The 276-nt window shown below is 72.5% G+C and carries 1 pseudogene; it reads right to left on the bottom strand.

The window, feature by feature from the left end:
* A pseudogene (locus tag GV790_RS30875) lies at positions 1–205 on the bottom strand (hypothetical protein); the annotation flags it as partial.
* Between the last annotated feature and the right edge of the window lie 71 nt (positions 206–276).

A 276-nucleotide genomic window follows, 5' to 3' on the forward strand; every position in this document is an offset into this window, starting at 1 on the left:
TGGACATCCCCGGCACGCCGGAGTTCCGCGACCGGTAGCGCCGGATGGTGTCGGTGAGGGCGAGCAGTATCGCGCCTCGTCGGCGGTTGTCGGCGTCGGGCGCGGGGCCATCGTTCGGTCTGTTCGAGTTCAGCGCCGATCGCAGCTGCCGCTCGATCAGGTCGATCCGCGCGGCGAGCGGGACAGCGGTCGTGCCCCGGTCCATGCCCGCCCCAGCGGTCGGCGACACCGGGCGCAGGGCGAGGTGTGGGGCCGAGCCATGAGGAACCCCATGGT

The organism is Nocardia cyriacigeorgica (assembly GCF_010858045.1).
In the GTDB taxonomy this organism is placed as follows: domain Bacteria; phylum Actinomycetota; class Actinomycetes; order Mycobacteriales; family Mycobacteriaceae; genus Nocardia; species Nocardia cyriacigeorgica_E.